Below are 25376 nucleotides of genomic sequence, written 5' to 3'. Positions count from 1 at the left end.
GGGAAGGTGTATCACCCTTTGAGCCCCGTGTGGGCCAGCCCCTCGACGAACTGGCGCTGGGCGAGCACGAACACGACCAGGACGGGCAGCGCGGTCAGCGACGCGGCGGCCAGCTGGACGTCCCACATCGGCCCGCCGTACGCGTCGACGTACTGCGTCAACGCCTGCGGCAGCGTGAACTTGTCCTTGCTCGACAGGTACACCACCGGCTCCAGGAACAGGTTCCAGCTGTTGAGGAACGTGAAGATGCCGACCGCCCCCAGCGCCGGGCGGGCGAGCGGCAGGGCGATCAGCCGGAACGTGTTGAACCGGCCGAGCCCGTCGACGCGCGCCGCCTCCTCCAGCTCCTTCGGCAGCGTCACGAAGAACTGCCGCATGATGAACGTCGCCAGGACGCTCGGCGCGCCGAAGATCGGCACCAGGATCAGCGGCCAGTGCGTGTCGATCAGCCCGAACCGGTTGAACAGCTGGAACAGCGGCACGATCGTCACCTCGCTCGGGATGAGCAGGCCGGTGAGCACGACCACGAACATCGCGTTCTGCCCGGGGAACTGGATCCGGGCGAAGGCGTAGCCGGCCAGGGACGCGACCGCCATGGTGCCCACGGTGACGACCGCCGCGATGTACAGGCTGTTCCAGTACTGCTCCGCGAACGGCTGCAGCCGGAACACCTCCCGGTACGCGCCGAAGTGCCACTCGGAGGGCAGCAGCTTCGGCGGGTACGTGAAGATCTCGCTCGTCGACTTGAACGACGACGTCACCATCCACCAGGTCGGGAACACGAACGGCACGCAGAGCACCGACAGCAGCCCGTACACCAGCACCTTGGCCTTATTGCTCATGGACGACCCACTTCCGGCGCAGCTGCCACTGCACGAGCGTCAGGGCGAGCACGATGACGAACAGCAGGATGGCCAGGGTGGAGCCGTAGCCGAAGTGATGGAACTGGAACGCCTGCTGGTAGAGGTAGTAGACGAGCACCGTCGTCGACGTGCCCGGCCCGCCCTGGGTGAGGACGGCGATCTGGGCGAAGACCTGCAGCGACCCGACCACGGTGATGATGGACGTGAGCAGGATCGTGGGGCTGATCATCGGCACCGTGATGCGCCGGAACCGGGTCCACGCCGACGCGCCGTCCAGTTGGGCGGCCTCGTAGAGCTCGCCCGGCACGCCCTGCAGCGCCGCCAGGAAGAGCACCATGTTGAGCCCGACGTTCTTGAACACCTGCACCGCGATCACCGACACCATCGCGGTCGGCCCGGTCCGCAGCCAGTTGGGACCCTCGACTCCGACCGTCTGGAGCAGGCCGTTGATGCCGCCGTTGGACTGCAGCAGGAAGCCCCACACGATCGTCCAGGCGACGAGCGACACGACCACGGGGGAGAAGAACAGCGTCCGGTACACCGTGAGCCCCCGCAGCCGCTGGTTGAGCAGCACGGCGAGCAGCAGCGCGAGGCTGAGGTTGAACACGACCAGCCCGACGGAGAAGATCCCGGTGGCCCGCAGCACCGACGGCAGGGTCGGGTCGTCGAGCAGGGCCTGGTAGTTGTCGCCGCCGACGAACTCGAAGCTGCCGGCGAGCACGTTCCACTCGTGCAGGCTGTACCAGAGGACGAGGCACAGCGGCGCGAAGACGAAGACGGCCGAGCCGGCCAGCTGGGGGGCGATGAACAGCCACCCAGCCAGCCGGTCCGCGGTCTTTGACCGAAGCCTCACTGCTTCGCCAGTTGCGGGGAGATCTTCGCGCACACGCCGGACAGCACCGCCTTGACGTCGGCCTGCGGCTGCCACAGCGGGTCGAGGCTCGCGCGGACGTTCTGCGACAGCTCGGCGAACCCGGCGTGGCTGGGGCCGACCGCGCCCTTGGTGATCCCGTCGACGACGACCTTCTGCAGCTGCTCGGGCTTGAGCAGCGGGTTGGTCTTCGCGAGCGTCTCGGCGGTCTGCTGCGACGTGCGCGGCGGCGGGAAGTACGCGGCGAGCTTCGCCGAGTTCGCCGGGCTGGTCATGAACGCGAGGAACTCCTGCGCCGCGGTGGCGTGCTTGCCCTTCTTGAACACCCCGATGCCGGCCTGGCCGAACACCGCGTAGTCGCCGACCTTGCCCTTCGGCAGCGGGACCAGGTCCCAGCCGAACTGGTTCTTCAGCAGCGACGCCCGGCTGATCTGGGTGATCGTCATGGCCGCGTCGCCGGCGAAGAAGTCGGCGGTGACGCCCGGGCCCGGCAGGGCCTTGTCGGTGAAGATCGCCTTGTGCAGCGTCGTCATCGCCTCGACCATCTCGGGTTTGTCGAAGCCGCAGGTCTTGCCGTCGGCGCTCCACGCCTGCGCGCCCCAGCCGCCCCAGAAGCTGGCCAGGTTCTGCCACGACTTGTAGTCGAAGTCCCGCACGACGAGCCCCGCCTTGCCGGTGGCGGCGTTGACGGCCGACGCGGTCTGCAGCGCGGTGTCCCAGTTCCAGTTCCCGGCCGCGATGAGCTCCGCGGGCGTGGGCTTGCCCGCCTTCTTCACCAGGTCATTGTTGACGAACATGCCGAACGGCGAGGTCGAGAACGGGTACGCGTACAACTTCCCCTGGCTCTGCCAGAGCTTCATCGGGCTGGCGCCGAGGTCCTCGAACTGATAGCCCGGCGTCTTCTTCAGCGTGTCGTCGAGCGGGACGAGCGCGCCGGAGGAGACGAAGTCGGGCGCGGAGTTCTCCAGGATCCAGGCGAGGTCGGGCTGGTTGCCGCCGGCGATCTGGGTGGTCAGCGCGGTGGTGTACGTGTCGAACGGCAGCGAGTCGAACTTGATCTCGGTGACGTTCGGGTGGGCGGCCTTGTACTCGGTGGCGATCTCGTTGAACAGCTTCAGGTGCGCCTCGTTGGCGGTCCAGATTGTTATGCGCAACGAAACCGGTCCGGTGTCCTTCGGCGTTTCCTTGTCGCCCGAGCCGCACGCGGTGAGGCCGAGCAGGGCCGCGGTGGCGATTGCCAGCGATGCTTTCAGTCGCATGGGGGTCTCCAGAAGGTGGGGGTGTCTTCAGTACGCGGTGACGTCGGGCCAGGCGAGCTCGACGCCGTCGGCGGTGAGCCGGGACTGGAAGTCGGCGAGCCGGGACGGGTCCTCCCGGACGGCGCGGGGAGTGGTGCCCTCGTTCAGGCAGAACGCGGCCAGTGCGCCGGCGGCCTCGCCGATGTTCCACTCGATGGGGTGCAGGCGGTAACAGCCGTTGGTGATGTGGGTCGTGCCGAGGTTCTTCGCCGCCGGCAGGAGGTTCTCCACCCGGCGGGGCAGCAGCGCGCCGAGCGGGATCTGGAACGGGCTGGACGGCACGTCGATGTACGTGTCACCGCCCGTGGACGGGTGCAGGTCGATGCGGTACATGCCGACCCCGACCGAATCGGCGTAGGTGACGCTGCCCTTGTCGCCGCGGACCGCGTGGGACAGGTCCTGCTCCACGATGGTGTAGTCGGCGAGGATGCGCCGCGACTCGCGCACGTACGGCGCCTGGGCCAGACCGTCGCTGCCGCCCGTCACGTCGCCGCGCAGCCGCAGGCCGGGGAAGCCGGTGCCGCCGTCGGGTCGCGGGGCCTCCGTCTGCAGCCAGTACAGCACCGACATCGACAGCTCCCGGGCGCGCGCCAGCTGCTCGTCCGCGTCCGGGACGTCGATGACCGGGGCCTCGAAGTAGTCGATCATCGGCCAGTTGACGAGCGAGATGTCGCTGCCGTACGCGCCCGGCGTGAACAGGTTGCGGGCCGCGATCCGCCGGAACGTCCACAGGTTCGCGTCGCCCGGGTTGAGCCGCTGGTCGGCCACGACGCCCAGGGGGTCGTCGTCGGGGTTGGGCGTGAAGCTGCGCTCGGAGATCTCCAGGGTCCGCGGGTGCGGCGAGCGCCACGACAGCAGCGGCCCGCCCCAGAACGGCGGCGTGTAGGCCCGCCAGAACCCGTAGGAGTCGGGCCGGTCGATGGTGTGGTCGCCGTCGACGTGGTCGATCGCGAAGCACACCGAGACCGCCTGCATGTTCGCCGGCTGCGCCGTCGCCGGTGCGCTCGGCTCGCCCGTGTCGTCCTGCGACTCGAAGCCCGTCACGTACTCGGTGCCGGTCAGCGGCAGCAGCTCGCCGGTCTCGGTCGCGTCCAGCACGTACCGCGCGGTGACGACCGTCTGCTCGCCGGTGTCGCGGTGCCTGCCGGTCACGGACGTGACCCGGTCGCCGTCGCTCTCGGCGGCCGTCGCCTTCCACGGCTGCAGCACGCGGAGCCGGCCGCCGCCACGGTACGGCTGGAGCATCGCCTCCAGCACCGCCTTCGCCACCGCGGGCTCGTGACACAGCCGGCTCACGCCGCCGGCGCCGGGGTTCAGGTGCACCCACCGCCGGGCCGCGTCGGTCAGCGGGTAGTACCGGCGGTAGTAGTCGCGGATCCCGTCCCTGAGCGCCCGGTAGCTGGCCGTCACGCCGAACTGCTCGACCCAGGAGTGCTCGTCCGGTGGCACGGCCTGGCTGGTGAGCTGGCCGCCGATCCAGTCGAACTCCTCGGTGAGCACGACCGTCCGCCCGGCCCGTAGCGCGGCGAGCGCCGCCGCCACCCCGCCGAGCCCGCCGCCCACGACGAGCACGTCCGCCGTGATCTCCTTCACGTGTCTCTCCTCGATCTTGCTGTTTTCAGGGTTTCACCCGCGACGAGCTCGCAGGCCAGCAACGTCTGCCGGCCCTGCGCCCCGTTGACCAGTTCGGTCAGGTGGTCCACGGCCTGCCGGCCCATCTCGCTGCGCGGTGTGCGGAACCTCGTCACGTCCAGCGGCGGGGGAGTGGCACCGGCCCTGGTCGGCTCGCCGAGCACCACCACCGACACGTCGCCGGGCACGTCCCGCCCGTGGTCGCGGAGGTTGGTGATGAGCTCGGCCGCGTCGGCGGGCTCCTCCAGGAAGATCGCGGTGACGTCGTCCTGGGGTGTCCACCGCGGCTGGTGGGTGGCGTGCACCCCGGCCGCCAGGCATGCGTCGGCGAACCCGCGCAGCCTGTCGAGGTGCGACTCGGCGGGCCCGCCGGTGCCGACGTAGGCGAACCTCCGGTGCCCCAGCGCGACGGCCTGCGCGACCAGCGCGGCGGTCGCGCCCCCGTAGTCGGCCCCCACGTACGGCACGTCCGGCGAGTCCCGCCGTCCGACGCTCACGAACGGGTGGTGCTCGCCGACCAGCCGCGCCAGCTCCTCTTTCCCGATGAACCGCCCGAGCACGATGCACCCGTCGGCGAGCCGCATCCGGTGCGGCCCCGACGTGAACAGCAGCAGGTCACACCCCACCTGCTCGGCCCGCTGCTCGATACCCACCAGGAACGGGTGGTAGAAGTCCGCGGTCGTGCTGGGGAACACCGGCTCGTAGGTGAACACCCCGAGGATCCGGTTGCTGCGGTCCGCCAGCCGGCGGCCGACGACGTCCGCCACGTAGCCGGTGGCGCGGATCGCGTCGAGCACCCGCTGCCGCGTCTCGGGCGCGATCCGGATCTCGCTGTCCGCCCGGTCGTTCAGCACCACCGAGACCGTCGCCTGGCTGACGCCCGTCATCCGCGCGATGTCCCGCTGCGTGACCCGACGCCCCACGACGATCCCCTTCGCTAATGCGTATCAGCACCTTCAGGGCTCGAATCCTGCGCTCGCCCGGGCGGCGCCGTCAAGCGCCGGGGGAGGTTTCGTTACCCGTTCGCGTCAGTGACTAATACGCATTATCAGCGAACTCCCCGCGGTGGTTCGGGTCTGGCAGACACGGGGAGCGTGGCCGCGATCTCGAAGACACAGGGCCGTCGGCGAGCCGTCACGCCTGCGTCACACCGGTGGCGAGACGCTCAGCCACCAAGGCCGTGTCTCTTGGATCTCGCCGCCACCATCCCTGAACGCGTCGACCAGCAGGCCAACCGCCGCAAACGCGGCGCCGCGGGTGGCCGGCCACCCGCGTTCGACACCGAGCGGTACAAGGAACGCAACACCGTCGAACGCGCGGTCAGCAAGCTCAAACAGTTCCGCGCCGTCGCCACCCGCTACGACAAACGTGCCTTCATGTACCTGGCCGCCATCGACGTCGCCATCATCAAAATCTGGCTCCGCGACCTCACCACCAGAGATCCAAGAGACACGACCTAGTCGCGTTCGTGGAGGGGGCGGCCGTCCCAGCGCCACTCGGAGCGGGCCGCTTGGTTGGGGAGGGCGCGGCGGCCGGTGGCCCACAGGAGGAGCTCCCACGGGTCCGGGTGGTCGGGCAGGCCCGGGAAGAGGCGGTCGAGGGCCCGGGCGCACAGGTCGGCGGGCGGGGTCCAGGCGACGCCGGTGCCGGCGGCGGCGTCGAAGGTGTGGACGAGGACCTCGACGACGCCCATGGCGGCGAAGCCCGGGGCGTCGCTGACGCCGTACGGGTGGTACGCCCGGCGCGACGGCGGGGCGAGGGTCACGGCGCCGGCGAGCATCGCGGCGCAGGCGGACAGCGTGCGGAGCAGGCCGAGGGTGCCGCCGGAGCGCTCGACGAAGACGGTGCTGACGGGGCCGCCGTCGTACTGGGAGCGGTAGGCGATCGGCAGGTAGGCGGTCACCGGCGGGTCGGGCACACCGATCTGGGCCGCGTAGGCGAACAGGTCGTCGGCGGCGTGCTCGACGACCTCCCAGCAGGTCCAGGTGAGGGTGCCGGCGGGGCGGTCCCAGCCGTCGTCGGGGACGCCGGCGAGGGCCTCCCGGGCCAGCGCCACCGAGACCAGGACGTCGTCGGAAGGGGTGGTCACGACGCGTACAACCTCCGCACCACGGCTTCGATGTCAGGCTCCTCGATGGTCAGGTCGTGCACCTGGGCGCGCGACGCCACGACGGACAGGATAGCGGCGACCGTCGTCTCGCCGGGAGCGAACGACAGCCGCTGGCGCAGGCCGCCGGCCTCGACACCGACCAGGCGGGTGCCGGGGACGCCGACGAGATCGGGGGCGGGCTCGGTGAGGTCGAGCACGACGATGCGCTCGGCGCCGACCTGGCCGGCGAGCTCGGTGAGGGTGCCGTCGAAGGCGAGCCGGCCGTGGTCGACGACGAGGATGCGCTCGGTGAGGCGGCGCACGTCGCCCATGTCGTGGGTGGCCAGCAGCAGGCTGGTGCCGTGCTGGGCGCGCTGCTCGGTGAGGAACACCCGCAGGCGCTCCTTGCTGAGCACGTCGAGGCCGATCGTGGGCTCGTCGAGGATGAGCAGCTCCGGGCCGTGCAGCAGCGCCGCGGCGACCTCGCCGCGGATGCGCTGGCCGAGCGACAGCTGCCGGACGGGGGTGTCGACGAAATCGCCGAGGGCCAGGCGGTCGACGAGCTCGCCGGTGCGGGCGCGCACCGCGTCGGGGGCGAGTCGGTGGATCGCGCCGAGGGCCCGGAACGAGTCGCGCAGCGGCAGGTCCCACCACAGCTGGCTGCGCTGCCCGAAGACGACGCCGATGCGGCGGGCCAGCTGCCGGCGCTGCCGCAGCGGCTCCAGGCCACAGGTCAGCGCCGTGCCGGAGGTGGGTTTGAGGATGCCGGTGAGCATCTTGATGGTGGTCGACTTGCCGGCCCCGTTGGCGCCGATGTAGCCGACGGCGGCGCCGCGCGGGACGTCGAACGAGAGGTCGTCCACGGCCGTCTTCGCGCCGAACGCGCGGCTCAGGTTCGACACGGAGATGATGTTCACGATCCCGCTCCCGTGTAGTGCCGCAGGCCCGCCCGCCAGCCGAGCAGCGCCACGATCCAGACCGCCGCAGCGGCGACGGGCGAGCACCAGCCGAGGGCGCCCCCGCCCGGCAGGTCGAGCAGGGTCAGCACCGGCAGGTAGGCCACGAACGCCGCCGGCACGACGAACGTGAAGAGCACGCGGACGGGCGTGGCGAACACGCTCGCCGGGAACTGCGCGGCGTAGTTGCCGCCGTACACGAACGACGCGGTGAACTCGGTGCCCTCGACGAGCCAGAACTGCACGGCGGCGGCGCCGACGAAGAACGCGGCGAACAGGGCCGCGCCGGAGCAGACGGTCACCGCGAGCAGCGCACCCTTGGCCGGCGTCCAGTCCACATCGGACGAAGCCAGGGCGACGACGGCGATGGCGGTGCCGGCGACGGTACGGCCGAAGCGCCGCAACGAGATGTCGGCGGTGATCAGCTGGGCGAGGACCGGCAGCGGCCGCAGCAGGAACGCGTCGAGCGTGCCGGCCCGCAGGTAGGTCGGCAGCGCGTCGAGGTGCCCGACGACCAGGTCGGCGAGGCTGAACGAGACGTGCCCGATCGCGAAGACGAGCACCGCGGCGGCGAAGTCGAGGCCGCCGAGCGCGGGCACGTTGGCGAAGATGACGTAGAGCTCGCCGAAGCCGCTGACCGTCGCGCCGAGGCTGGCGAGGATCTCGACCGCGAACGAGCCCCGGTACACCGTCTGCGCCCGCATCCGCAGCCGGACGAGCACCACGTACGGGTTAGCCACCCTGGATCACCAGCTTGCGCGTGCCGAAGCCGAAGACGACCCGGCCGGCGGCGAGCAGCGCGGCGGCCCACGCGGCCTGCACGGCCAGCAGCCGCACCGCGTCCCAGCCGGCGGCGTGGCCCATGAGCACGTCGATCGGGGTCTGCAGCATCGACGGGAACGGGCTGGCGGCGGCGACGGCGGCGAGCCAGCCGGGGAACCAGTGCACCGGCACCGCGAGGCCGCACAGGATGTTGGTGACCAGCAGGTACAGCGTCATCGGGCCGCGCAGGTCCAGCAGCCAGAACGCGGTCAGGTTGACCAGCCAGCGGCACGCGAACGACACCACGACCGCGAGGGCGACGCTCAGCACCCCGAGGGCGTACCCGAGCGGGTCGCCGGGCAGGGCGAGCCCCGTCACCAGCGCGCCGACGGCGAGCGGCGGCAGGCCGCGGGGCAGGAACACGAACGCCGCCCGGCCCAGGTCGGCGGCGAGGTAGGCGAGCATCGGGTCGACGGGGCGGGCCAGGTCGACGGCGACGTCGCCGGAGCGGATGCGCTGCGCCAGCTCGCTCCACGCGAAGAAGTAGACCGGGCCGATGAGGGCCTGCCCGAGCCACACGTAGGTGACGCCCGCCAGCGTGTCGTAGCCGCCGAGGGTGCCGCCGGCCACGGCGACCGTCGCGGTGACGACCCCGGCGCGGATCAGCCCGAAGACGCTGTTGGTGAACGCGCCCGCGAACGCCGCGAGCCGGTAGGTCGACCATCGCCGGAAGCCGATGCCGACGAGCGTCAACCAGAGGCGCACAGCGCGTCACCCTACCTGCCGGCGGCGCTCTTTTCTGTCCGGAACGCCTGCCGGTACGCCGACGGCGAGGTGCGCATGGTCGCGGCGAAGTGGTGCCGGAACGTGACCGGCGTGTCGAACCCGACCGCCGCCGCGATCTGCTCGATCGGCGTGTCCGTCGACTCGAGCAGCGCCAGGCTCGCCTGGACCCGCTGCCGGATCAGCCAGCGGATCGGGCTCGTGCCGGTGGTGCGGGTGAAGTGCCGCAGGTAGGTGCGCGGCGACATGTGCGCCTGCCGGGCCAGCACGTCGACGCTGAGCGGCTCCGCGAGGTGCGCGAGGGCCCAGTCGACGCTGCGGGCGATCCGGTCGTCGCCGACGTCGGCGGGCATCGGCGCCTCGATGTACTGCGCCTGGCCGCCGTCGCGGTGCGGCTGCACGACGAGCCGGCGGGCGACGGCGTTGGCGATCGCGGCGCCGTGGTCGGCGCGCACGACGTGCAGGCACAGGTCGAGGCCGGCGGCACTGCCGGCGCTCGTCCACACGTCGCCGTCGGCGAGGTAGAGGACGCCGGGGTCCACGTGGACGGCGGGGAACCGGCGCCGTAGCAGGTCCGCGTAGCGCCAGTGGGTGGTGGCGCGCCGGCCGTCGAGCAGCCCGGCGGCGGCGAGCGCGAACGCGCCGGAGCAGATCGACAGGATGCGGGCGCCGCGGTCGTGCGCGGCGCGCAGCGCGTCGAGGACCGCGGCCGGCGGGTCCCGGTGCACGTCGGCGACGCCCGGCACGATGACGGTGTCCGCGGCGGCGAAGTCCGTCAGCCCGAACGGGGTGGTGAGCGTCGCCCCGCCGATCATCGGCACCGGCGCGGCGCTCGGCGCGCACACGACCAGGCGATACCAGGGCCGGTCGAACTCCGGGCGGGGCAGCCCGAACACCTCCGTGACGATCCCGGTCTCGAAGGCCGACATGCCCGGATACACCAGAACGGAGACGTCGAGCATGGCGGTATCTTAGCGGAGGGTGGCATTCACGCCACTGTTCCGCCGCCCGGTGCCGGCGACACCATGAACGCATGACCAACACCGCCGCCATCGAGCACTTCGCCGGACGCCTGCGCTTCGAGACCGACGTCAGCGACGTCCACGCCGCGCTGGAGGCCCGCACCCCGGACTACGTCGTCGTCGACTCGCGCGGCGCGCAGGCCTGGGCGCAGGGGCACCTGCCGGGCGCCGTGCACCTCCCGACGGCGCAGATCGCCGGCCGCGCCGCCGAGCTGGTCCCGCCCGGCACCCAGGTCGTCACGTACTGCTGGGGCCCGGGCTGCAACGGCGCCACCCGGGCGGCCCTGGAGTTCGCGAAGCTCGGCTACGACGTCAAGGAGATGCTCGGCGGCTACGAGTACTGGGTGCGGGAAGGCTTCACGTTCGTGTCGCCGACCGGCTCCGACCGGCGCCCCGCCGACGAGCTGACCGCCCCGCGCTGGGCCGTCTCATGTGACTGTTAGCACCGTCTTGCCGACGGCCGTTCTCGACTCGATCGCGGCGTGCGCGTCGGCGGCGCGGGCCAGCGGGAACGCCTGGCCGATGAGGGGCGCGAGCCGCCCGGCCGCGACGTCGTCCAGGGCCCGGGCCAGGTAGGCGCGGAACCGCTCCGGGGGGAGCTGGACCTCGTCGATCCCCGTCGCGGTGACGCCGCGGGACCGCGCGACCGAGGGGTCGGCGGTGGCGAACGCGCCGGCGGGGGTGCCGTGCGCGGAGAACCGGCCGCCCTCCACGACGAGGTCGAACGCGGCGCGGCCGTAGTCGCCGCCGGCGCCGTCGAGGACCACGTCGAGCCCGCCGGTCGCCTCCCACACCGCGTCCGTCCAGTCGGCGACGCTGTAGTCGACGACGACGTCGGCGCCGAGCGTCCGCAGCGCACCGAGCTTGGCGGCACCGCGGGCCGCCGCCACCACCGTCGCGCCGGCGGCCTTCGCGGCCTGGACGAGCAGCGCGCCCATCCCGCCCGCGGCGGCGGTGACGAGCACCCGGTCGCCGGCGACGATCTTCACGATGTCCAGCAACGCCAGGGTGGTGACGCCGTCGTGCAGGACCGCGGCGGCCTCCCGCGGGCCGACCCCGCCGGGCACGTCGACGAGATCGGCGGCGGCGACGGCGACCCGGGTCGCGTAGCCGCCGCCGGCGTGCCCGAGCCGGGCGAGGACCCGCCGGCCGCCGACGGTGCCGGCGACGCCGACGCCCGGCCGGTACGGCGGCGTCACCGGGAAGTAGGCGCTGCGGCCGGCCCGGACCTGGGTCTCCAGCCACAGGGTGTCGGCGGCCTCGACCTCGACGACCACCTCGCCGTCGCCCGGGACCGGGTCGGGCACCTCACGCAGTTGCAGGACTTCCGGCCCGCCGAAGCGGGCGACCTCGATCGCCTTCATGCGCACCAGCGTCGAACATGAAGTGACGTTGAGGTCAAGGGCGTCACAGCACGGCGGTGAACCAGCGCCGTCCGGGGTCGAGGTGGCGCTCGAAGCGCAGGCCCGCGCCGGTCAGGGCGGCGTGCAGCTCGGCGCGGCTCAGCCGGCGGGTGGCGAAGCGGTGTGTCCAGACGGCGGCGTCCGGCGACCCGGTGTCGCGGTACGTGCACATCGCCTGCAGGACCGTGCCGTCGTGGGAGAGCGGGCTGTCGGTCACCTCGATGTCGCCGATGCGGCCGCTGACGGGGCGCATGTCGGCGAACACGCGGTCGAACCACGCCGGCGGCAGCCACTGGACCACGACCCGGCCGGCCGCGTCGAGGTGCCGGCGGCAGGCGGCGAGGAGCCGGCCGCGCAGCCGGTCGTCGGGGGTGTTGCAGAGGTGGCTCGCCAGCAGGACCACCGGGAACCGCCGGTCGAGGTCGAGCGTCTCGATGTCGGCGAGGACGGTGGTGGCGCCGCGCACGTGGGCGAGCATCTCGGCGGAGTTGTCGACGGCCGTCACCGGATGGCCGAGGCCGGTCAGCGGGTGGGTGAGCCGGCCGGCGCCGCACCCCAGCTCGAGGATCTCCGCGCCGGGCGGGACCGCCGCATGGACGAGCGCGGGCTCGCCGGTCGCCGGGAGCAGGCGATACAGGTCGACGGGACAGCCGTCCCGGGTGACTGCGCCGTTCACACCACTCACGGTCCCACAGTTCGGGTGACTTCGCGGACCCCGAAGGGTGGGGCGTGCATGGGTGGGGCCCGGCTGGGCAGGAGGTCGTCCGTGGAGAGCCAGTTCACCAGCGACGTCATGCTCAGCGTCAACGGTCACCCGCAGCAGCTGCGGACCGACAACCGGGCGACCCTGCTCGACGTGCTCCGCGAGCAGCTGCAGCTGCCGGGCACGAAGAAGGGCTGCGACCACGGCCAGTGCGGCGCGTGCACGGTCCTGCTCGACGGCCGGCGGGTGAACAGCTGCCTGATCCTCGCCGTCACCTGCCAGGACGCCGAGGTGACGACGGTCGAGGGGCTCAGCAGCCGCACCGCGACCCACACGGCGGCGCCGCCGGACGAGCGCCCGGCGCTGCACCCGATGCAGGAGGCGTTCGTGGCGCACGACGCGATGCAGTGCGGCTTCTGTACGCCCGGCCAGATCTGCTCCGCCGTCGGCATGCTCGAGGAGGCCCTTGGGGAGGAGGGCGTGACGCTGGACGAGCACGAGATCCGGGAACGGATGTCGGGCAACCTCTGCCGCTGCGGCGCGTACACCAACATCGTCGCCGCGATCCAGTCGTCGATCGGGGTGGCCGCGCGATGAGACCGTTCGCCTACCAGCGGGCCGGCGAGGCCGGGTCCGCCGTCGCGGAGATGGCGCACCCCGGTGCCGCGTTCCTCGCCGGCGGCACCAACATCGTCGACCTGATGAAGCTCGGCGTCACCACGCCCGACCTGCTCGTCGACGTGACCGGCCTGCCGCTGCGGGACATCGAGGAGCTGCCCGACGGCGGGATCCGCGTCGGCGCGCTCACCGCCAACAGCGACCTCGCCGCCGACCCGATGGTGCGGACCAGGTTCCCGGCGGTCGCCCTGGCGCTGCTGTCCGGCGCGTCGGCGCAGCTGCGCAACCGGGCCACCCTCGGCGGGAACCTGTTGCAGCGCACCCGCTGCCGGTACTTCACCGACGTCACCAAGGCGTGCAACAAGCGGCAGCGGGGGTCCGGCTGCGACGCCCGCGACGGCGAGCACCGCGACCTCGCGATCCTCGGCGCCTCCCCGCAGTGCGTCGCGACGAACCCGTCGGACCTCGCGGTCGCCCTGGTCCTCGTCGACGCCCGGGTCGAGCTGCTGACGCCGGACGGGCCCGCGCAGATGAGCGTGCACGAGTTCTTCCGGCTGCCCGGCGAACGGCCGGAACGCGACACGAACCTCCCGCCGGGGGCGCTGATCACCGCCGTGGTGCTGCCGGCCAGCCCGATCGCGCGGCTGTCGACGTACCGGAAGGTCCGCGACCGCTCGTCGTTCGCGTTCGCCGCCGGGTCGGTCGCCGCCGCCCTGGACGTCCGCGACGGGATCGTGCGGGACGTCCGGCTGGCGTACGGGGCGGTCGCGCACCGGCCGTGGCGGGCGTACGCGGCGGAGCGGATGCTGCGCGGCGCGACCGCGACCGTCGACAGCTTCGAACGGGCCGCGGACGAGGAGCTCGCCGCGGCGAGACCGCTGCGGGACAACGCGTACAAGGTGCCCCTGATCCGCAACCTGACGGTCGGGGTCCTGCGGGGGATGACGGAGGCCAGCTGGTGACCACCGCGGTGAGAAGGACGGCGCCGCCCGCGATCGGGGTGGCGAGCCCGCGCGTCGAGGCGTGGGACAAGGTCACCGGCCGCGCGCCGTACGCCATCGACCATCCGGTGCCCGGCGCCGCCTACGCGTGGGTGGTGCAGTCGACGGTCGCCCGCGGGGTCGTCACCGGCGTCGACACGTCGCGGGCGCTTGCGGAGGACGGCGTCCTGGCGGTCCTGTGGCACGGCAACGCGCCCCGCCTGGAGCCCGTCGGCGATCCGGAGCTGCTGCTCCTGCAGTCGCCGCGCATCTCGTTCCGGGGGCAGGTCGTCGCCGTCGTCGTCGCGACGTCGCCGGAGGCCGCCCGGGCCGGCGCCGATCTCGTGCGGGTCAGCGAGGGCGGGACCATCGCCGACACGGTGCTGCGGATCGACCATCCCGCGCTGTACCAGCCGGTGCAGGTCAACGCCGGCTACCCGGCCCGGTCCGCGATCGGCGACGTCGACGCCGGGCTCGCCGCCTCGGCGGTGCGGGTCGACGCGACCTACCGCACGCCGGCGGAGCACCACTGCGCGATGGAGCCGCACGCGACGACCGCGTTCTGGGAGCGCGGCTGCCTCGTCGTGTTCGACGCGACCCAGGCCTCCACGTCGGTCCACGACGTGCTCGCCGGCCTGTTCGAGCTGCCGCCGTCCGCGGTGCGCGTCGTCAACGAGCACGTCGGCGGCGGCTTCGGCGGCAAGGCGGCGACCGCGGCCAACACGATCCTCGCGGCGATGGCGGCGCGGTTCGTGGGCCGGCCGGTGAAGCTGTCGCTGACCCGGCAGCAGGTCTTCGCGCTCGGCGGCTACCGCACGCCGACGATCCAGCGGATCCGCCTCGGCGCGTCGGCGCAGGGCGAGCTGCTCGCCATCGGACACGACGCGGTCAGCCAGACGTCGCAGCTGGCCGAGTTCGTCGAGCAGAGCGCGGTGCTGTCGCGGCACATGTACGCCGCGCCGAACCGGCTCACGACGCACCGGGTGGTGGCCCTCGACGTGCCGACCCCGGGATGGATGCGGGCACCCGGCGAGTGCCCGGGGTCGTTCGCCCTGGAGTCCGCGATCGACGAGCTGGCGTTCGCCGGGAACTGGGACCCGGTGCGGTTCCGGATCGACAACGAGCCGCCGGAGCACCCCGAGGAGCGGATCCCGTTCTCCAGCCGGCATCTCGTCGAGTGTCTGGAGGCGGGGGCGGAGCGCTTCGGCTGGGCCGCCCGCGACCCGCGCCCCGCCGTCCGCCGCGACGGCGAGTGGCTGATCGGCACCGGCGTCGCCGCCTCCACCTACCCGGCGATCACGTGGCCCTCGACGGCCCTCGCCCGGGCGACCGCCGACCACCGCTTCGACGTGGAGGTCAACGCCGCCGACATCGGCACCGGCGCCCGCACCGTCCTGCGCCAGATCGCCGCCGACGCGCTCGCCGTGCCCCTCGAGCACGTCGCGATCGCCGTCGGCGACTCGGCGATCGGCCCCGCCACCGTCGCGGGCGGCTCGATGGGCACCGCCTCCTGGGGCTGGGCCGTCACCAAGGCGTGCCGCCTGCTGCGCGAGCGCATCGACCGCGACCATGGCGGCACGGTCCCCGACGGCGGCGTCGCCGTCCGCGCCGACACCACCGTCGACGTCCGCGACCGGCCGGACTTCGCCCGCGACGCGTACGGCGCCCAGTTCTGCCAGGTCCGCGTCTCCACCGTCACCGGCGAGGTCCGCGTCGACCGCCTGCTGGGCGTCTTCGCCGCCGGCCGCATCGTCAACCCCACCACCGCCCGCTCCCAGCTCATCGGCGGCATGACCATGGGCCTGTCCGGCGCCCTGCTGGAGCGCTCCGTCGTGGACCCCCGCACCGGCGACTTCGTCACCGGCGACCTGGCCGCCTACCACGTGGCCGTCAACGCCGACGTCCCGCGGATCGAGGTCGTCTTCCTCGACGAGGAGGACCCCCACCTCAACCCCATGGGCGTGAAGGGCATCGGTGAGCTGGGCATCGTCGGCACCGCCGCCGCCGTGGCCAACGCCGTCCACCACGCCACCGGCATCCGGGTCCGCGACCTTCCCATCGGCCTGGAGCACCTCGTCCCCAGAGCCCACTGACGTGGCCCGGGCAGACCAGCGAGCCGGTGCGCCCGGACCGTGCTCAGAGGAGGCTGTGCACCAGGAGCGGAGCATCCGCGGCATTCTTCGCCGGATTGATGCGCCTGTGGCGCCGTCAGGCCAGCGTCATGATGTAGCGGCCGACCAGCGAGTGGACGTTTACCCACATGAATCGGTTGTTCCCGTCGACGACCGTGGGGCGGGGGGTTTCCTACACCCGGTCCGGGCGACTCACGATGCCGCTCGAGGTGGAGTACCAGCTCGACGGCCGCACGTATGACCTGGGTCATCTGCACCGCCGGACCTACTCCACCGGATTCGTCGTGCTCCACAAGGGGAACCTGGTGCACGAGTCGTATCCAGGACTGTTCGCCGGACCCGGCGTGCGCTTCCAGCTGTTCTCTCTCACCAAGTCGATCACATCCATCCTGGTCGGGATCGCTCTCGACAACCGCATGATCATCGACGTCTCCGACATGGTCACCCAATACCTTCCGAATCTCGCCGGGACCGCCTACGACGGTGTGTCGGTCGAGCACCTGCTCGACATGACGAGCGGGGCGGGGACGGTGGAGTCGTGGACCGATCCCGAGAGCGACATCGCCCGGTTCACCGACGCGATCTTCACGGGCGGTTCCCTGGAGGCGGTGGTCCGGTCGGTCGCCAGGTTCGCCCGGCCCGGTGCGGCGTTCAACTACTCGACGATAGACACCCAGGTGCTGGGATGGGTCCTGGAGGCCGCCAGCGGCACCAGCCTGGCAGAGTTCGCATCCCGGTGGCTGTGGAGCAGGATAGGTGCTGACCACGATGCCTACTACTGGCTCAGCAGGGAGAGCGGCCGAAGCGCGATCGGCGGCGGATCCTTCAACGCCACTGTCCGGGACCTCGCGCGCATCGGCCAGCTGATGTCTCATAGAGGTGCGATCGGAGGGCAGCGGATCGTGTCGCGGGCTTGGGTCGAGCGCAGCTGGCGAGATGTCAAACCACACCTCGTGGCAGGCGCGCTGGGCCGGCAGCAGCCGGACCACTACGGCTACGCGAATCACTGGTGGACGGTCACAGGCGGCGGTCGCCACACGTTCGCCGCCCTCGGCATCTATGGGCAGTACCTGTACGTCGACCCGGATGCGGACATCGTCATTGCCAAGTGCAGCGCCTGGCCGGTGGAGGAAGACCCCCACCTCGACCGGGAAACGGTCGTCGCCCTGAACGCCGTAGTCCGTCACCTCGAAGGCATGGACGCCTTCGCGGCGGCACGTTCAGGCTGACCGGTGACGAAGGATGACGCCACCTTCCATGATCGGCCCCGGGACGGTCAGCCGAGCGCCTCGACCGGGGGGATCACGTAGTACGCGCCGGTCAGCGGGGTCGTGTAGCGGGTGAGGGCGTCGCGGACGCCGTCGTCGGTGCCGGCCATGCGGCGCAGCATCTCGGCGAGCGGGTGCTGGGTGGCGCAGAAGCCGACGAACATCGTGCCGTGCTCGCCGACGGTGCCCCAGGCGGTGTTGCGGCGGTAGATCTTCAGCTCCTCGCCGTCCGCCGAGGTGATCACGGTGCGCGAGACGTGGGAGGTCGGGGGCTGGCGGTCCTCGTCGAGTTCGACGCTGTCGGCCTTGGTTCGGCCGATGACGAGCTCCTGATCGGCGACGGGCAGCGCGTCGAACGCCGCGGTGTCGTGGTGCCACTGCTGGACCAGGGCGACGGCGCACCCGTCGGCGGTGGCCACGGACGGGGCGAGGCTGCGCGGCGGGTTCTCGGTGCCGTCGATGAAGCCGGTGAGGTCGCGGTCGTGGTGGTACACCCACCCGGCGACGTCCGAGGCGCGGTCGGCGACGGGGGCGAGCACGGCCAGGGCGGCCCGCGTGTAGTCGAACAGGGCGGTGCGGTCGGCGCCCGCCAGCCACAGCCACGCGTCGTGCTGCGTCGCCGGCATCGTGAAGCCGTCCGGACCGGTCACCGGCGCGTCGAAGTCCCTGACGTCGGGCGCGGCGCCCCACAGGCTGGGGCGGATGCCGATGACGACGTTGACGGCACCGGTCGCGGGCATCGGCTCGCCGACCGCGGTCAGCGCCGCCAGCAGCGCTCGCGGGTCGGTGCCGGGGCGCAGGTCGAACTCCAGGTATGCGTGCTCGGCCATGGCGGCGGCGAAGATGCCGGGCTGCGGGGTCGGGGGCATGGCACCGATCGTACCGGCGCAAGATCCACACCAGTACTTTTGTCACCGCCGATCGGGTACCGCCGTCTCTGCCGCCGCGCGTGGGCTGGTCATAGCGTCATGGCATGAGCACAGTCGAGCTGGATCGGGTGTCGTACGCGTACCGCGGCGGCGGCCTCGCGGTGCGGGACGTGTCGCTGCGGATCGAGGCCGGTGAGGTCGTCGCGATGCTGGGGCCCAACGGCGCCGGCAAGTCCACGACGCTGCTCCTGCTGCTCGGCATGCTGCCGCCGCGGACCGGCACCGCCAAGCTGTTCGGCGGGCCGGTCGCCCGCGCGGTCGCCGACGGCAGGGTCGGGGCGATGCCGCAGGCCGGCGGCGTCCCGCCCCGGTCGAGCGTGCGTGACCTCCTGGAGTTCCTGCACGCGGTGTACCCGCGGCCGATGCCCGTCGCCGAGGCGATCGCCCTCGCCGACCTGGACGGGCTCGCCGGGCGGACCGTGGAGCGGCTCTCCGGCGGTCAGCAGCAGCGGCTGCGCTTCGCGATGGCGGTCATCGGCCGGCCGGACCTGCTGATCCTCGACGAGCCGACGGCGGCGCTCGACGTGCAGTCGCGGCGCGCGTTCTGGGCCGCGATCCGCGGCTACGCCGCGCAGGGCCGCACCGTCCTGTTCTCCACGCACTACCTGGAGGAGGCCGACGACAACGCCGACCGGATCGTGGTGCTGGACCGTGGCCGCGTGATCGCCGACGGCACCGCCACGAGCGTGAAGCGGATGGTCACGGTCCGCACCGTCAGCGTGGCCGACCAGGAGAGCGGGCAGGACGGCGGGTTCGAGCGGCTGCCGGGCGTCGTCGCCGTCGCTCGGCGGGACGGGCGGGTCGTGCTCACCACGACCGACTCCGACGCGACCGTCCTCGCCCTCGCCGCCGCGGGCCTGCTGCGGGACCTCGAGGTCGTCGGCGCCGGCCTGGAGGACGCGTTCCTGACCCTCACCGGAAACCTCAGCGGAGTGTGATCGCGATGTTCGCCTATGTACGACTGGAGCTGCGGCGGCTCGGCAGGATGCCGGGACTGCTGATCTTCGCGGTGCTGATGCCCCTGCTGAGCTATCTGCTGTTCACCAACCTGCATGGGCTGACCGGGCAGGACAAGGACGTCGCCGCGACGTACACGATGGTGAGCATGGCCGGCTACGGGGCGATCGGCGCCCTGCTCAACTACGCCTCGGGCGTCGTGGTCGACCGGTCGATCGGATGGATGCGGCAGCTGCGGCTCACGCCGCTGTCGCCGGTGCGCGTCGTCGTCGGCAAGGGGCTCACGGCGATGGCGACGGCGATCGTCCCGGTCGTCGCGCTGTGCGCCGCCGCCGTGGCCGTCAACGGGGTCCGGCTCGATGTGGGCCAGTGGCTGGCGATCGTGCCGCTGCTGTGGTTCGGGTCGCTGCCGTTCGCCTTGCTGGGGCTCGGCATGGGGTATCTCGCGACGGCGCAGACCGTGCAGCCGCTGAACCTGCTGGTGTACCTGGGGATGTCGATCGTCGGCGGGCTGTGGCTGCCGCTGGACGCGATGCCGGGCTGGGTGGCGGCGGTCGGGCGGTGGCTGCCGACCCACGCGTATGCCGACATGTCCTGGCAGGTCGCCTTCGGCGGCGCGCCGACCGGCGCCGACGTGCTGACCCTGGCCGCGTGGCTGGTCGTGTTCACGGTTCTGGCCGTCGCCGGCTTCCGCCGTTCGGTCCGCAGCACCGCGGGCCTGTAGGCCCAGACGTGCCGGATGGCCTGGAGGCTAGGGTGGAGCGCATGCCCAGGAAGCGGTGGAGGCCGTCGGTCGGCGGCCTGCTCTGGGTCGGCGTGTGGACGTTTCCGCTGCTGGGCCCGATCGACACGATCACACCGCAGCACGGTGGCGTGGTCGCCGGGGTCGGCCTGGCGCTGTTCACGGCCCTCTACGTCACCGTCACCACGTTGGGCTTCGACCACCGCGACGACCTGCGCCGCGTGGCCGACATCGGGTTCGGGACCGTCGCGGCCCTTGGCGTGGCGCTGGCCGCCGCGTATGGCGAGCGGTGGCTGATCGTGCTGCTGTTCGTGTCGACGTGCGGCATGGCGGTGTATGGCGGCCGCCCCCGGATGACGGTCGGGCTGGCCGTGCTGCTGGCCGTGGTAGCGGTCGAGGCGGTCCTGGGCTGGCTGCAGCACGCGGAGACCGCGGCGCTGCTCAGCGTCATCGTCGGCACGGTCCTCGCGTCGGGGCTGGTGGGCGCGGTCCGCCAGATGGGCCGGTTGATCCGCGAGCTGCAGGGGGCGCAGGAGGCGCTGGCGGTCGCCGCGGTCGCGGAGGAGCGGCTGCGGTTCTCCCGCGACCTGCACGACCTGCTCGGCCACACGCTGTCGGTGATCGTCGTCAAGGCCGAGGTGGTGCGGCGCATCGCCGAGCGGGATCCGGCCGCGGCGGCGGCGCAGGCCGCGGACATCGAGGACATCGGCCGGCGCGCGCTCGTCGAGATCCGGGAGGCGGTCACCGGGTATCGGGAGAGCGGCCTGACCGCCGAGCTGACCCGCGCGAAGGGGGTGCTGTCCAGCGCCGGGATCGCCGCGACGGTGCAGCGGACGGCGGACCCGCTGCCGGACGACGCCGACCGGCTCCTCGCGTGGGCGCTGCGGGAGGCGACGACGAACGTGGTCCGGCACAGCGGCGCGCAGCGCTGCGACATCGAGATCTCCACCGTGGACGGTGCGGCGGCGCTGCGGGTCGCGGACGACGGCGGGGCGGCCACCGCGGTGGCGCCAGGGGCAGCGGCATCGGGGAACGGGCTGCGGGGGCTCACCGAGCGGCTCGCCGCGGCCGGCGGCAGCCTGGAGGCGGGGGCCCGGGACGGTGGCGGGTTCACGCTCGTTGCGAGACTGCCACTGTGATCAGGGTGCTGCTCGCCGAGGACCAGGGCATGATGCGGGGCGCGCTGGCGCTGCTGCTGGACCTGGAGCCCGACATCGAAGTGGTGGCGCAGGTCGCGACCGGCGACGAGATCGTCCCGGTCGCGGAGCGGGTCCGGCCCGACGTGGCGCTGCTGGACATCGAGATGCCCGGCGGCGACGGGATCACCGCGGCCGCGCGGCTGCGCGACCGGGTGCCGGGGTGCCGGGTGCTGATCCTGACGACGTTCGGGCGGCCCGGGTATCTGCGCAGGGCGATGGAGGCCGGCGCGAGCGGCTTCCTGGTGAAGGACGGTCCGGTCGAGGAGCTCGCCGCCGCCGTCCGGCGGGTCCACGCGGGCGGCAGGGTCGTGGACCCGGCGCTCGCCGCGGCGGCCCTGGCGGCCGGGCCCGACCCGCTCACCGACCGGGAGCGCGACGTGCTGCGCGAGTCCGCGGGCGGCGCGACGGTCGCCGACATCGCCGGGCGGCTGCGCCTGTCGGAGAGCACGGTCCGCAACTACCTGTCGGCGGCGATCACGAAGACCGGCACCCGCAACCGCATCGAGGCCGTCGGCGTCGCGCAGTCCAACGGCTGGCTGTGACGCCGCTTCCGGCGTGCGGCGTCGCTCGGCGCTTCCGGCGTGCGGCGTCGCTTGGTGCGGCTTTCGGTGTGCGGCGTCGCTGGGCGCTTTCGGTGTGCGGCGACGTGTGGCGATGGCCGTGCGGCGTCGCCTGCTGGCGTTGTCGGCGGGTGGCGTCGCGGCGTGGAACGGGCGGCGTGCCGGCGTCGCGCGGGTCGGTCGGCGGTGGGTGGCCGGCGCACGGCCGGATGGATCGGGTCCGGCGGAGCGGAGGCGACGGTGCGGGCTGGGAAGCGGTCCGGCGGCGTGGAGGGCGACGGCGCGGGCTCGGAAGCGGTCCGGCGGGCGGTGCGGGTCATGCGGTCAGGCGGGTGACGGTGGCGCCGGGGGACTGGTGGCGCTGCCAGTGGCGGAGCATCGGGGCGGGGTCCCAGCCGAGCTCGCGGGAGCGGTAGACGGCGTCCGTGCAGTGCGCCGTCCAGCTCGCCGGGGCGGTGTCGGCCGAGCGCAGCAGCTCGTCGCGGAGGTCCTGCAGGACGCGGATCGAGTGCTCGAACGCGGGCACCTCCCGCTCGCGGTCGTCCAGCTCGGCCATCCAGTCGACGTCGCGGCCGTCGCAGACGGTGCACGCGCACCCGAAGAGGCCGGGGTCGGGATGGCGGCGGCGCGCCCTCGCGATGGCGTTGATGCGGCGGTACGACAGCGCCGGCGCGAACACCGCGGACGGTGCCGCCGGCCGGAAGCCACGCGCCACCGGACCGGACTGGGGCGCGGGCCGGGGCGTCAGGTGGCGCAGGCCCGCCACGGTGCCGACCGCGGCGGCCGCGGCGCCGTGGCACAGCGCGCCGAGCGCCGACACGTCGCAGCGCAGCAGCAGCGTCGGCACCCCGCAGCCGAGGACCGCGAGGAGCCCTTCCACCACGCCGGGCAGGGCGAAAGGGTCGCGGCTCGCCTCCAGCACCAGCGCGACAGGGCCGCCCGCGGCGCGGATGTGACCGGTCAGGACGGTGCGGTGCAGGCGGTCCTGGAGCCAGATCGGGTGCAGCGGCAGGACGGCGATCGTGTCGGGCAGGACCGCGGCGCGGTGCAGGATGCCGGCGAGGCCCGGCTCGTCGCCGCTGTCGACGTACCCGGAGTCGGTGAGCACGGGCACGCCCAGCTCCCGCTGGCGGCGCAGCCAGCGCGGGTTGAATGGCGCGCTCGCCGGCAGCCGGGCCGGTCCGGCGTAGCGGGCCGCGTCGAGCAGCAGCGGCGCCTCGAAGTGGCGTTGGCGCAGCAGGTACGCGGCGGTGGCGAGCAGGCCCGCCTCGTCCCGCTGAAACGGTGAGATGACGAGGCCCGCGCCGGGGCGCTCGGCGATCGGCGCGCAGCGCAGCGCCTGGTTGGCCGAGCAGTGCACCAGCAGCGTGCCTTCGGTGATCATGGCATTCGTCAGTCCCGTCACTCTTGGTCCATCGAGCGTAACCAATCGTGCGGTATTCACGAACATTCATGTTCGAACTGGTGTTCTATCTGAACTCTCAGTTGCAGGTGTACGTGAAGGTCGCCGTGTCGGAGGCGGTGCTGGGCGCGATCACCTGCAGTGTGGTGGTGGAGGTGCCGGCCGCCCGCCGGACCTCCGCCTCCCAGCTGTCGGTGAAGGTCTTCGACCGCAGCGTGGCGCCGTGCTCGTTGCCGCCGTCGACGGTGTACCGCAGCCGGACGTCGGGGCTGGAGACCGTGATCGTGACGGTGACCTTGACCCTGACGTACTTCGTCGAGCGGGGGCAGGGGCCGGTGACGCTCGCCGGCTCGAGGCTGATCCGCGCCGCGGTGACGTGCGGCTTGGCCGGAGACGTCTTGGGCGTGGCGCTCTGCTCCGCGGCCGGCGGGCTCGTGGCCCCGGCCGGTGCCGTCGAGGCGGCGACCGCCACCACGGGCTCGGCCGCCGCCGACCTGGGGCGCGGCCGGTTCGGCTCGGAGGACGAGCCGAGCAGGGCGAACGCGGCCAGGCCGGCGACGAGGACGAGGATCGCCGCGCCGCCGGCGATGAGCAGCAGCGTCAGCCGGGAGCCCGGGCCGGCCGGCTCCTCGTCCCGCTCCGGGGTCAGCCACGCGGGACGGTCGGGCTCCTCCGCTTCGATCACGGGCAACAGTGCACCACGGCGTGTCAACGCCGCGCCGGCCGGTGTCGCGGCCCTGTTCCCGTCGGCGCGTCGGCGCAGCTCCGCCCCGGTGTCGCAAGCACCGCGCCGGTGTTTCAGCGCCGCGCCCGTGGTCCAAGCGCGACGCCGCCGTTGCGTCGTTGGTTCAAGCGCGGCGCCGCCGTCGCGCCGGTGGTTCAAGCGTGGTGGCGCGTCGCGCCGGTGGTTCAGTACAGCGCCGCGTCGCGCCGGTGGTTCAAGTGCGGTGCCGCGTCGTGCCGGTGGTTCAGTGCAGCGCCGGGTAGCCGCCCACCATGCTGCCCTGCGCCTCGGCGCGGACGGCGGCGGCCGCGGCGGTGACCGAGCCGGCGGTCGCGACCCGGTCGACGACCGCGGCGACGACCTTCGGCGTGGCGAACGACGTGCCGCTCCACGTCGCCCAGCCGCTGCTGAACAGGTCATGGTTGATGTAGGTGCTGACGACGTCGGCGCCGGGCGCGGCGACGCTCACCCACGGGCCGGTGTTGCTCCACTCGCAGATCGCGGTGCCGTCGTGCGCGGCGACGGCGAGCAGCCGGTCCGCCCACGCCTCGCCGCTCGCGGTGAACGCGGCCGGCCAGAACGGCCGGTCGGCGACGCCGTTGTTGCCGGCGGCCGCGACCACGACCCGGTCGCCGCCGGCGAGGAACGTCCGCAGGGCCGCGGACAGCGCCGCGGGCGGCAGGTCGCCGATCGAGTAGCCGCCGAGGGACAGGTTGAGCACGTCGGTGTCGGTGAGGGCGGTGATCGCGGCGGCGAGGTCGGCCTCGGTGCACACGCCGAAGCTGTCGAGGACCTTCACGATGCGGACCTGCGCGCCGGTGGTGCCCTGCGCGACGACGCCGGCGATGAAGTTGGCGTGGCCGACGTCGGAGTCGAGCATGCCGTCTCCGTCGCCGTCGGTGACCGTCTCGTGGTTCTCCGGCGTCGCGGTGTAGCAGCCCTCCGGGAGCGGGCTGTTCAGCCAGATGCCGGTGTCCATGACGGTGACCCGTACCGGCGACGCGTGATCCGACGAGATCAGCTTCGCCGAAGGGGCGTCCACCGCGACCGGCGGGCCGAACGGGCCGCCGTGCTCGTGCGGCGTCGACATGAAGACGTGGTTGGCCCCGACGACGGAGCCCTGCGGCAGCTGGCCGCGCAGGCGGCGGACGGCGTCGGAGACGTCGAGGCCGGACGTGCGCAGGCGGCGCAGGCCGGACGCCGGCTCGTCCTCGGCGATCTCGCTGGTGCGGTGGCCGAGCCCGACCAGGGTGCGGTGGGCGATCGCGGTGCTCGCGTCCTGGACCAGGATCTCGTCGGCGACGAACCGGACGGTCCGGCCGGCGTGCGACTCGGTGCGCAGCCACGGCAGTCCGGACAGGCGCGCGTCGCGGGTCGCCAGCCACCGTTCGAGACGATCTCGTGCAACGGACATGCTTGCTCCTCAGTGCTCAGCTAGAGACGGACCGGTGACAAGAGACGGCGGCGCGGCGCCGTGATACAC

The 25376-nt window shown here is 72.9% G+C and carries 25 protein-coding genes and 1 pseudogene; 10 read left to right on the top strand and 16 right to left on the bottom strand.

All coding sequences use genetic code 11. The features are described 5' to 3' along the window. Nucleotides 1-11 precede the first annotated feature (11 nt). From ABZ321_RS25215 to ABZ321_RS25195, 5 genes are read right to left on the bottom strand one after another with little or no spacing between them, the layout of a single operon-like run. Entirely contained in the window at nucleotides 12-842 is an 831-nt protein-coding gene (locus ABZ321_RS25215) for a carbohydrate ABC transporter permease (protein ID WP_344503370.1), read from the bottom strand. Further along, nucleotides 832-1716: a sugar ABC transporter permease gene (locus tag ABZ321_RS25210; RefSeq protein ID WP_344503371.1), complete on the bottom strand. Its 885-nt coding sequence runs from the start codon at nucleotides 1714-1716 to the stop codon at nucleotides 832-834. The genes ABZ321_RS25215 and ABZ321_RS25210 overlap by 11 nt, the downstream gene beginning before the upstream one ends. After that, a complete protein-coding gene (locus ABZ321_RS25205) occupies nucleotides 1713-2993 on the bottom strand; it encodes a sugar ABC transporter substrate-binding protein (RefSeq protein WP_354895260.1) in 1281 nt (426 codons plus the stop codon). Before ABZ321_RS25205 ends, ABZ321_RS25210 begins: the two co-directional genes overlap by 4 nt. A gap of 27 nt (nucleotides 2994-3020) precedes the next feature. Continuing rightward, nucleotides 3021-4625, bottom strand: a complete 1605-nt coding sequence (locus tag ABZ321_RS25200; protein WP_354895257.1) for an FAD-dependent oxidoreductase — start codon at nucleotides 4623-4625, stop codon at nucleotides 3021-3023. Continuing rightward, nucleotides 4622-5587 (bottom strand): LacI family DNA-binding transcriptional regulator, encoded by a 966-nt coding sequence (locus tag ABZ321_RS25195; RefSeq protein ID WP_344503374.1) that lies wholly within the window; start codon nucleotides 5585-5587, stop codon nucleotides 4622-4624. Before ABZ321_RS25195 ends, ABZ321_RS25200 begins: the two co-directional genes overlap by 4 nt. A gap of 348 nt (nucleotides 5588-5935) precedes the next feature. Between ABZ321_RS25195 and ABZ321_RS25190 the strand changes: the two are divergent. Continuing rightward, a pseudogene (locus ABZ321_RS25190) lies at nucleotides 5936-6124 on the top strand (hypothetical protein); the annotation flags it as partial. Here ABZ321_RS25190 and ABZ321_RS25185 read toward each other — a convergent pair. From ABZ321_RS25185 to ABZ321_RS25165, 5 genes are read right to left on the bottom strand one after another with little or no spacing between them, the layout of a single operon-like run. Further along, complete coding sequence (locus ABZ321_RS25185) at nucleotides 6121-6753, bottom strand: maleylpyruvate isomerase N-terminal domain-containing protein (RefSeq protein WP_344503375.1); 633 nt, start codon at nucleotides 6751-6753, stop codon at nucleotides 6121-6123. The pseudogene ABZ321_RS25190 and the gene ABZ321_RS25185 sit on opposite strands and share 4 nt — an antisense overlap. Continuing rightward, entirely contained in the window at nucleotides 6750-7670 is a 921-nt protein-coding gene (locus ABZ321_RS25180; protein WP_354895252.1) for an ATP-binding cassette domain-containing protein, read from the bottom strand. The genes ABZ321_RS25185 and ABZ321_RS25180 overlap by 4 nt, the downstream gene beginning before the upstream one ends. Then, the gene (locus ABZ321_RS25175) at nucleotides 7667-8449 is read right to left on the bottom strand and encodes an ABC-2 family transporter protein (RefSeq protein ID WP_354895249.1); all 783 of its coding nucleotides are present in this window, start codon (nucleotides 8447-8449) and stop codon (nucleotides 7667-7669) included. Before ABZ321_RS25175 ends, ABZ321_RS25180 begins: the two co-directional genes overlap by 4 nt. After that, a complete protein-coding gene (locus ABZ321_RS25170; RefSeq protein WP_344503378.1) occupies nucleotides 8442-9236 on the bottom strand; it encodes an ABC-2 family transporter protein in 795 nt (264 codons plus the stop codon). The genes ABZ321_RS25175 and ABZ321_RS25170 overlap by 8 nt, the downstream gene beginning before the upstream one ends. Nucleotides 9237-9247: 11 nt before the next feature. Continuing rightward, nucleotides 9248-10216 carry a helix-turn-helix domain-containing protein gene (locus ABZ321_RS25165; RefSeq protein ID WP_354895246.1) on the bottom strand — a complete coding sequence of 323 codons (969 nt, stop codon included), beginning with the start codon at nucleotides 10214-10216 and terminating at the stop codon, nucleotides 9248-9250. A 71-nt stretch (nucleotides 10217-10287) separates the two neighbouring features. Here ABZ321_RS25165 and ABZ321_RS25160 point away from each other — a divergent pair, with 71 nt between their 5' ends. Then, the gene (locus ABZ321_RS25160; RefSeq protein ID WP_354895243.1) at nucleotides 10288-10719 is read left to right on the top strand and encodes a rhodanese-like domain-containing protein; all 432 of its coding nucleotides are present in this window, start codon (nucleotides 10288-10290) and stop codon (nucleotides 10717-10719) included. Here ABZ321_RS25160 and ABZ321_RS25155 read toward each other — a convergent pair. Then, nucleotides 10705-11640, bottom strand: coding sequence for a zinc-binding dehydrogenase (locus ABZ321_RS25155; RefSeq protein WP_354895240.1), 936 nt, complete (start codon nucleotides 11638-11640; stop codon nucleotides 10705-10707). The two genes, ABZ321_RS25160 and ABZ321_RS25155, sit on opposite strands and share 15 nt — an antisense overlap. Nucleotides 11641-11683: 43 nt before the next feature. Then, a complete protein-coding gene (locus ABZ321_RS25150) occupies nucleotides 11684-12355 on the bottom strand; it encodes a class I SAM-dependent methyltransferase (protein WP_344503382.1) in 672 nt (223 codons plus the stop codon). A gap of 117 nt (nucleotides 12356-12472) precedes the next feature. Between ABZ321_RS25150 and ABZ321_RS25145 the strand changes: the two genes are divergently transcribed. The 4 genes from ABZ321_RS25145 to ABZ321_RS25130 all read left to right on the top strand — a co-directional run bounded on the left by ABZ321_RS25145 (nucleotide 12473) and on the right by ABZ321_RS25130 (nucleotide 17341). Further along, nucleotides 12473-12979 (top strand): 2Fe-2S iron-sulfur cluster-binding protein, encoded by a 507-nt coding sequence (locus tag ABZ321_RS25145; RefSeq protein ID WP_354895585.1) that lies wholly within the window; start codon nucleotides 12473-12475, stop codon nucleotides 12977-12979. Continuing rightward, nucleotides 12976-13962 (top strand): xanthine dehydrogenase family protein subunit M, encoded by a 987-nt coding sequence (locus tag ABZ321_RS25140; RefSeq protein ID WP_344503383.1) that lies wholly within the window; start codon nucleotides 12976-12978, stop codon nucleotides 13960-13962. Before ABZ321_RS25145 ends, ABZ321_RS25140 begins: the two co-directional genes overlap by 4 nt. Continuing rightward, the gene (locus ABZ321_RS25135) at nucleotides 13959-16073 is read left to right on the top strand and encodes a xanthine dehydrogenase family protein molybdopterin-binding subunit (RefSeq protein WP_344503385.1); all 2115 of its coding nucleotides are present in this window, start codon (nucleotides 13959-13961) and stop codon (nucleotides 16071-16073) included. The genes ABZ321_RS25140 and ABZ321_RS25135 overlap by 4 nt, the downstream gene beginning before the upstream one ends. 167 nt (nucleotides 16074-16240) lie before the next feature. Then, nucleotides 16241-17341 carry a serine hydrolase gene (locus tag ABZ321_RS25130; protein ID WP_354895236.1) on the top strand — a complete coding sequence of 367 codons (1101 nt, stop codon included), beginning with the start codon at nucleotides 16241-16243 and terminating at the stop codon, nucleotides 17339-17341. Nucleotides 17342-17388: 47 nt separating this feature from the next. Here ABZ321_RS25130 and ABZ321_RS25125 read toward each other — a convergent pair whose 3' ends face one another. Continuing rightward, a complete protein-coding gene (locus ABZ321_RS25125) occupies nucleotides 17389-18249 on the bottom strand; it encodes a Dyp-type peroxidase (RefSeq protein WP_354895233.1) in 861 nt (286 codons plus the stop codon). 104 nt (nucleotides 18250-18353) lie between these two features. Here ABZ321_RS25125 and ABZ321_RS25120 point away from each other — a divergent pair, with 104 nt between their 5' ends. The 4 genes from ABZ321_RS25120 to ABZ321_RS25105 are packed head-to-tail and all read left to right on the top strand — an operon-like array spanning nucleotide 18354 to nucleotide 21749. Continuing rightward, nucleotides 18354-19247 (top strand): ABC transporter ATP-binding protein, encoded by an 894-nt coding sequence (locus ABZ321_RS25120; protein WP_344503389.1) that lies wholly within the window; start codon nucleotides 18354-18356, stop codon nucleotides 19245-19247. Between the two features lie 5 nt (nucleotides 19248-19252). Then, on the top strand, nucleotides 19253-19990 hold the full coding sequence (locus tag ABZ321_RS25115) for an ABC transporter permease (RefSeq protein WP_354895229.1): 738 nt from the start codon (nucleotides 19253-19255) through the stop codon (nucleotides 19988-19990). A 41-nt stretch (nucleotides 19991-20031) separates the two neighbouring features. Then, entirely contained in the window at nucleotides 20032-21147 is a 1116-nt protein-coding gene (locus tag ABZ321_RS25110; RefSeq protein WP_354895226.1) for a histidine kinase, read from the top strand. Then, the gene (locus ABZ321_RS25105; protein ID WP_344503393.1) at nucleotides 21144-21749 is read left to right on the top strand and encodes a response regulator transcription factor; all 606 of its coding nucleotides are present in this window, start codon (nucleotides 21144-21146) and stop codon (nucleotides 21747-21749) included. Before ABZ321_RS25110 ends, ABZ321_RS25105 begins: the two co-directional genes overlap by 4 nt. 334 nt (nucleotides 21750-22083) lie before the next feature. Here the strand turns inward: ABZ321_RS25105 and ABZ321_RS25100 are convergent, their stop codons facing one another. The 3 genes from ABZ321_RS25100 to ABZ321_RS25090 all read right to left on the bottom strand — a co-directional run bounded on the left by ABZ321_RS25100 (nucleotide 22084) and on the right by ABZ321_RS25090 (nucleotide 25307). After that, on the bottom strand, nucleotides 22084-23172 hold the full coding sequence (locus ABZ321_RS25100) for a hypothetical protein (protein WP_354895223.1): 1089 nt from the start codon (nucleotides 23170-23172) through the stop codon (nucleotides 22084-22086). 76 nt (nucleotides 23173-23248) lie between these two features. Continuing rightward, nucleotides 23249-23854: a hypothetical protein gene (locus ABZ321_RS25095; protein WP_354895220.1), complete on the bottom strand. Its 606-nt coding sequence runs from the start codon at nucleotides 23852-23854 to the stop codon at nucleotides 23249-23251. 283 nt (nucleotides 23855-24137) lie between these two features. After that, a complete protein-coding gene (locus ABZ321_RS25090; RefSeq protein WP_354895217.1) occupies nucleotides 24138-25307 on the bottom strand; it encodes a S8/S53 family peptidase in 1170 nt (389 codons plus the stop codon). Nucleotides 25308-25376: the final 69 nt, after the last annotated feature.

This window comes from Dactylosporangium sp. NPDC006015, from assembly GCF_040614215.1.
Classification (GTDB): Bacteria; Actinomycetota; Actinomycetes; order Mycobacteriales; family Micromonosporaceae; genus Dactylosporangium; species Dactylosporangium maewongense.
This window is presented reverse-complemented; position numbering and strand designations above follow the sequence as displayed.